General features: G+C 32.9%; 5 protein-coding genes, 1 pseudogene and 1 riboswitch. All 6 genes and pseudogenes read left to right on the top strand.

What is annotated here, in order from left to right:
* Positions 1 to 131 precede the first annotated feature (131 nt).
* Positions 132 to 683 (top strand): annotated as a pseudogene (locus ACZM4J_RS11990) (glycosyl hydrolase); the annotation flags it as partial.
* Between the two features lie 15 nt (positions 684 to 698).
* Positions 699 to 2,225 carry a glycosyl hydrolase gene (locus tag ACZM4J_RS11985; RefSeq protein WP_022166229.1) on the top strand — a complete coding sequence of 509 codons (1,527 nt, stop codon included), beginning with the start codon at positions 699 to 701 and terminating at the stop codon, positions 2,223 to 2,225.
* A gap of 162 nt (positions 2,226 to 2,387) precedes the next feature.
* Entirely contained in the window at positions 2,388 to 3,593 is a 1,206-nt protein-coding gene (locus tag ACZM4J_RS11980; RefSeq protein WP_428244606.1) for a glycosyl hydrolase, read from the top strand.
* Between the two features lie 279 nt (positions 3,594 to 3,872).
* Positions 3,873 to 4,057, top strand: a riboswitch (Lysine riboswitch).
* A 91-nt stretch (positions 4,058 to 4,148) separates the two neighbouring features.
* The gene (gene dapA, locus ACZM4J_RS11975) at positions 4,149 to 5,033 is read left to right on the top strand and encodes a 4-hydroxy-tetrahydrodipicolinate synthase (RefSeq protein ID WP_412621953.1); all 885 of its coding nucleotides are present in this window, start codon (positions 4,149 to 4,151) and stop codon (positions 5,031 to 5,033) included.
* Between the two features lie 95 nt (positions 5,034 to 5,128).
* Positions 5,129 to 5,884 carry a 4-hydroxy-tetrahydrodipicolinate reductase gene (dapB, locus tag ACZM4J_RS11970; protein WP_489486262.1) on the top strand — a complete coding sequence of 252 codons (756 nt, stop codon included), beginning with the start codon at positions 5,129 to 5,131 and terminating at the stop codon, positions 5,882 to 5,884.
* Positions 5,885 to 5,970: 86 nt separating this feature from the next.
* Complete coding sequence (locus ACZM4J_RS11965) at positions 5,971 to 6,321, top strand: hypothetical protein (RefSeq protein WP_412621955.1); 351 nt, start codon at positions 5,971 to 5,973, stop codon at positions 6,319 to 6,321.
* Positions 6,322 to 6,602: the final 281 nt, after the last annotated feature.

The following is a 6,602-nucleotide window of genomic DNA, read 5'->3' as shown; positions in this document are numbered from 1 at the left end:
AATAATCAGGAATTAATTAAAATTTTAAACGAAAGGGCGGAAGGTTATATATATAAATAGCTTTACTGCCCTTTTTTTAGAATTGAAATGTTATGGAAAAGTGTTGAAGATGTACATATGCTAACAAGAAAGAGTATAAATATTTATTATCATACAATGAACCGGATTTAACATGGGAATCAAATCAGACACCTACAGCTATGATAAACAGATGGAGAGAAACAATCAGTTATAAGGGTAGCTTAAGATTAGGTTCACCTGCAACTGAAACATTCCAGATTAATTCAGATAAGTGGTGGACACCATTTTGGAATGGTTTATCAGCTTCTGATAAGAGCAATATGACTTTTATTGCGGTACATGCATATCAGCATTATTACAATAATAAAGAAACAGCTTTACAGTATTTACATGCAATAGATGAAATTTACGCAAATATTGGTAATCCTGCCGGTTATAATGCAAAGACATACAGTACAGCATACACAACAACTATTTCAGGTAGTGTTACTAAGCTTCAGAATAACAAGAGATACTATGCAAGAGCAAGAGCTTACAAAGTAATAAATGGCAAGAAATATTACTGCAAGTGGAGTTCTGTTGTTACAGCAAAAACAAAAAAAGTAAAAGTAAAAAAAGCAAAGAAAACTAAAAAGTCAAAAAAAACTAGCAAAAAGAAATAATTAAAGAGGCAAGAAATGATGAAGGGTTTAAAAAAAGTTATATCTTTGGTATTAGCAGTAGCTGTGGTGTTGTCTTTTAACACTGTAGTTATGAAAAATACCGTTAAAGCTGCTAATGTAGTTCCATTTCAGGTTACATCTCCAACAGCAAATAAGTTGGTGCCTGCCGGACACGTAACAATTACATGGTCTAACGGGAATAGTTATGGAACAGTAAAAAACTATACAGTTTACGTGGATGGCAAGAAGGAAACAACTACAACATCTACATCTTATGATTTTTATACAACAAAAGTAAACATTCATTCAGTTTGGGTAACAGCTCAAATGACAAATGGCAAATACATGGATACTGCTACAGTTAAGTTTAAAGTATCAAAGAAAGGTATTGCTGCCAGCAAGGCAATGGCAATTGAGTTGGAGCCGGATGATGTCCAGGCATCATGGTATTATAACTGGGGAACTCGTGAATTTAAACAGTTATCTGAATGTACAACACGGCAGGATAAGAATGAAATTGGTGTAAATTTTGCAAATCAGTTTAAGAAAATTGAATATGTGCCAATGGTGTGGTCATCAAATTCTTATTCAAACACATTAAGCAAGGTTCAGACAGCAAAAAATAATGGTTATAAAACTATATTAGGTTTTAACGAACCTGATTTTAAGGTTCAGGCAAATATGACTGTTGCAACAGCAATTAGTTGTTGGCCTGCATTTATGAATCAGGGAATGAGAGTTGGCTCACCGGCTACAGGAACATGGCCAACAATAAATACATGGTTCCAGAATTTTATGAGCCAGATAGACAGCAATTCAAGTTTAGATGTTGATTTTATAACAATACATTGTTATCCTGAAAATTATGCGGGAAAAGACGGTGCAAACTGGTTCTTAACAAATGTTGTTGAAGCTTGTTGGAATAAGTATCACAAGCCAATTTGGATAACAGAATTTTCTCCACAGGGACAGTATGTAACAAAGTCAGGAGAGGCAGAGTTTATTAAAACAGCACTTGAAGGTTTAGATAAGATGGACTATGTTGAAAGGTATTCAGCATTCTCATTTGATGGTGCAGGAACAAACAAGAGCACTATGAATTGTGCGCTATGGTATCATTCAACAGGAGCTTTTACAGAGGCAGGAAAGGCTTATTGTAATTATGGTAATCCAACAACTGAATATGTTGCAGGAAATGCTGTAAATCAAAACAGAAAGATTTATATCGGCTCAAATACAACAACTCCTAGCGTTGTAAAACCAGCTAAGGCAAAAATAAAATCTGTAAAAAACATTAAAACAAGAAAGATTAAACTTACTTTAAGCAAAACAAAGAATGCTAAAGGTTATCAGATTAAGATTTGTGATAACAAAAAGTTTTCAGGCTACTGGACAAAGAACATAACAAAGAGAACTTATACATTTAAGAAAATGGATAAGAAAACAACTTATTACTTTAAAGCCAGAGCTTACACAAAGAAGGGGAGCACAAAGATTTACGGAGCTTGGAGCAACACAAAGAAGGTTAAAGTTAAAAAATAATGAAATTACTAAGGAAAATACAAAAATAAGACTTAAAACAAATTTTTATACCTTGTAAAATTTCATAAAACATTTTAAAATGTAATAAGATTTTTAGAAAAGGGTTATATTAGCCCTTTTCTTTTTTGAAAAAATTACAAAATAAAATGAAGAGGACTTAATATGAACAACAGGAAAAGAAACGTTATAATTGGAATTATTTTAATACTTTTAGTAGTATTGGTAGGTGCCATTGCTGGAACAAGCATTGCCACAAAGAATAGAAAAAATAAAATAAACAAAAATAAAAGTAAATGGAAAACTGAGGCGGTTATTTCACCTGAAAAAGGAAGTTTACAACCGGCAGGTTATATTACAATAAACTGGAAGTCTGCAGATAAAATGGGACGTGTACATAAGTATCAGATATATGTAGATGATAAGAAGCAGGGAGAAGTTTCAGGCAATAAGACAACTTTTGAATATTACACTACAAAAGTATCAATTCACAAAGTATATATTAAAGCAATATTAGACCACGGAAATGAAGTTAATTCTGATGTTTTTGGATTTTATGTTAATAAAAAAGGCTTTTGTATGAACAAGGATATGGCAGAACATGTAAATGCTGATCACTGGAACGTTTCCTGGTATTACAATTGGGCTTTGTCAAAACATAATTATACGTCATTTCAAAAATTACAATATGTGCCAATGTTTTGGACAACTGCGCCTACTGATAAAGATCAGGCTGAAGTATTGAAATTGCGTGGATATAAGTATGTTTTGGCATTTAATGAACCAGATAGAGCAGATCAGTCAAACATGAGTGTAGATGATGCTGTTAATGGGATGAAATCCATATTGAATCAGGGCTTAATCGTAGGTAGCCCTGCCGCATCAGTTTGGCCTTCAGCTTCAGAAGAATGGTTTCAGCCTTTTATGAAAAAAATGAAACAGGAAAAAATGGATGATGACATGGCGTTTTTAGCATTGCATCACTACTGGAATTGGCATACAAAAGAGGGAGCAGAAGCCTTTTTGAAAATAATAGATGAAACCTGGGAAATGTACAAAAAGCCAATTTGGATTACAGAGTTTGCTCTGAGCGGTGTGCCTGCATGGACTAAACAGACAAGACAGTCTGCAATTGATTATATGAAAATTGTTTTGCCTGAATTGGACAAGAGAGATTATGTGGAGAGATACGCATGGTTTTCATTTGAACCGACAGATTATAAAAACGGTGGTTCTTCATTAATTAATTCATATAAGGGAAAAATAACACAGTTAGGCTACGAATATCAGAAATTGGGAGTGCCTGAAGGCTATGGTAAAAAAGGTCAGGTTTTACAGGAAAAGAACCCTAACGACGATATTATTAAATAATAGAATGTTAATACAGCATTCAAAGTTTTTCCAGCCCAGTGTGCAAAATGACATTGCACAAATACAGGTGGAAAAAGATGTTTTGATGCCATAATCTAAATAGAAATATATTTTAATATTTATTAAATAAATCAGAAAAGCTGAATATAATATTTATATATACAGTTTGTATTGGTATATTTATTTAGAATAATGAATAATAGAAAACAAAATTTTATAATGCAAATACCATAGTGTTGGGTTGACACTATAGGGTCACAGTGATATTATTAATACAGTTAATATAGTAGAGGTTGCACCGGTTATTAGTAGTACATAGGATGTCCCGGAGACAGAAGATTGTGTACAAAAGGAAGTGGTGCCGAAGGGTGGATATCCGGAATATTTACTCTGGGCGTATGGTTAATAGTCATATGACTGTCATCAATTGATGAAGAGCTAATTGATGGAGGGCTACTTATAAGTATTATATTGAATTCTTATAAGGAGCTTAGATTTAAGCTCCTTTTACTATGCTTAACAAAATAATACATATTTTTTAGGAGGAAATGTAAAATGTCTATTTTTACAGGTGCAGGTGTAGCGATTATTACACCATTTAATGAGGATGATACTGTTAATTATGAAGAATTCGGAAGAATTATTGATGATCAGATTGCTAATAGTACAGATGCAATTATTGTATGTGGTACAACAGGTGAATCATCAACAATGCCTGACGAAGAACACGTTTCAGTTATAAAATATTGTGTAGATAAGGTTGCAGGAAGAGTTCCTGTTATTGCAGGTACAGGTTCAAACTGTACAAGAGAAGCAGTTAATATGTCAAAGAAGGCAGAAGAAGTTGGAGCAGACGGACTTCTTTGTGTAACACCATATTACAACAAATGTACTCAGGACGGCTTATATGAATATTACAAGGCTATTTCAGATGCAGTTAATATTCCAATTATTATGTACAATGTACCAAGCAGAACAGGTACAACAATCCAGCCTGAAACAGCAGTTAGAATTGCAAAGGAAGTTAAGAATGTAGTTGCTATTAAGGAAGCTTCAGGAAATATTTCAGCAGTAGCTAAATTAGCATCACTTGCTAATGGCTGTATTGATATTTATTCAGGAAATGATGATCAGGTATTACCAATTCTTTCACTTGGTGGAAAAGGTGTAATTTCAGTTTGGTCACATGTTGCACCAAAGAAAGTACATGACATGGTTTATGCATTTTTAGATGGAGACGTTGAAACAGCTCAGAAGTTACAGTTAGAAGCAATCGATGTTATCGGCGCTTTGTTCTGTGAAGTAAATCCAATTCCTGTAAAGGCAGCAATGAACATGCTTGGTTATAAGGTAGGAACAGTTAGAGCACCACTTACAGAATTAACAGATGCTCATAAGGAAGTATTAAAGAAAGCATTAAAAGACTACGGTGTATTATAAATAGCAGGATAATATGGCAAATATACAAAGGATATATTGCCAAAAAAATAATTCTTTTTGCAAATGCAAAGGGATTATAGGTAATGGAGGAGAAAATGGTAAATGTAATAATGCATGGATGTAATGGCAAGATGGGTAGAGTTATTACAGACTTAATTAGTAAAGATGAAGATGTACAGATTGTAGCTGGAATTGATGCTTATACAGGTATTGCAAATGATTATCCTGTGTTTAAGTCAATAAAGGAATGTGATGTTAAGGCTGACGCAATAATTGATTTTGCGGTAACAGTAGCTATTGATGATCTATTAGATTATGCAGTTGAAACAAAGACACCTGTTGTTGTATGTACAACAGGTTTGTCTGCACAGCAGTTAGACAAGGTTAATGAGGCTAGCAAAAGTGTAGCAGTCCTTCGTTCAGCAAACATGTCTTTAGGAATTAATACATTAATGAAAGTATTAAAAATCGCTACAGATGTTTTAGCTCACAGAGGATTTGATATTGAAATCGTAGAAAAACATCATAATCAGAAGGTTGATGCACCAAGCGGAACAGCACTTGCGTTAGCAGATTGCATCAATCAGGAATTAAATAACGAATATGATTACACATACGATAGAAGTAATGTTCGTGAAAAGAGAAAGAAGAACGAAATTGGAATTTCAGCAGTTAGAGGTGGCACAATTGTAGGTGAACACGAAGTTATTTTTGCCGGAACTGATGAAGTAATCGAAATTAAACATACAGCTTACTCAAAAGCTATATTTGCCAAGGGGGCAATTGATGCTGCAAAATTCCTTGCAGGAAAAGAAGCGGGCATGTACAACATGGCAGATGTAATTGATTAATTTTTGTTGTATAAAATTAAATAAAATGAAAATAATAACTTCATAAAGAAACTGTTAGAAAGCAGTGTAAATTATGGAGGTTAGAAATGAAATATTTACGAAATTACTTATTAGTATTAACACTTATGTTGTCAGTATTTACATTTGTTGGATGTGGCAACAATGACAATGAAACAACTACAGTTGAGTCAAATACAACTGACAATAATCAGAGTACAACAAATAACATGAATAATAACACAGATAACAATGGAAATAACAATAATGGCGTTATTGATGATATTGGCGATGACATTGAAGATGGTGTAGATGATATTGTTGACGACATTGATGGTAATGATAACGACACAACACAGTCAAACAAAAAGAATAATACAAACAACACAAAGAATAATACAACAAAGAAAAATACAAACAAAAATAATACAACTAAATAGTGTAAATAATATTAATTAAAAACCAACTTCGAAAAGTTTAATCTTATTATATTGAAAAATATAACAGAATTAAATTCAGGAAGTTGGTTTTTTGCAATATTTCCTAATATAAAACATATAATATTATGAAAAAATATTTTTAGGAATAATATGGCATATAAAATAATAATTGATCCGGGACATGGAGGTTGTAGATAACGCAAGTGATGAAAACAACGAAAATACAAGGAGAAAGGCAACTGTTGTACCTATTAAAATAGAATATGTGTGAGAGGACAAGC

It is taken from the genome of Eubacterium sp., from assembly GCF_057858645.1.
The sequence above is the reverse complement of the archived record's forward strand: the minus strand, read 5'-3'. Positions and strand labels throughout refer to the sequence as shown.

What these genes read in the sequence shown, in the direction of transcription:
- ACZM4J_RS11985 (WP_022166229.1), top strand. Translation starts at nt 699, where the DNA reads ATGATGAAGGGTTTAAAAAAAGTTATATCTTTGGTATTAGCAGTAGCT.
- ACZM4J_RS11980 (WP_428244606.1), top strand. Translation starts at nt 2,388, where the DNA reads ATGAACAACAGGAAAAGAAACGTTATAATTGGAATTATTTTAATACTT.
- dapA (WP_412621953.1), top strand. Translation starts at nt 4,149, where the DNA reads ATGTCTATTTTTACAGGTGCAGGTGTAGCGATTATTACACCATTTAAT.
- dapB (WP_489486262.1), top strand. Translation starts at nt 5,129, where the DNA reads ATGGTAAATGTAATAATGCATGGATGTAATGGCAAGATGGGTAGAGTT.
- ACZM4J_RS11965 (WP_412621955.1), top strand. Translation starts at nt 5,971, where the DNA reads ATGAAATATTTACGAAATTACTTATTAGTATTAACACTTATGTTGTCA.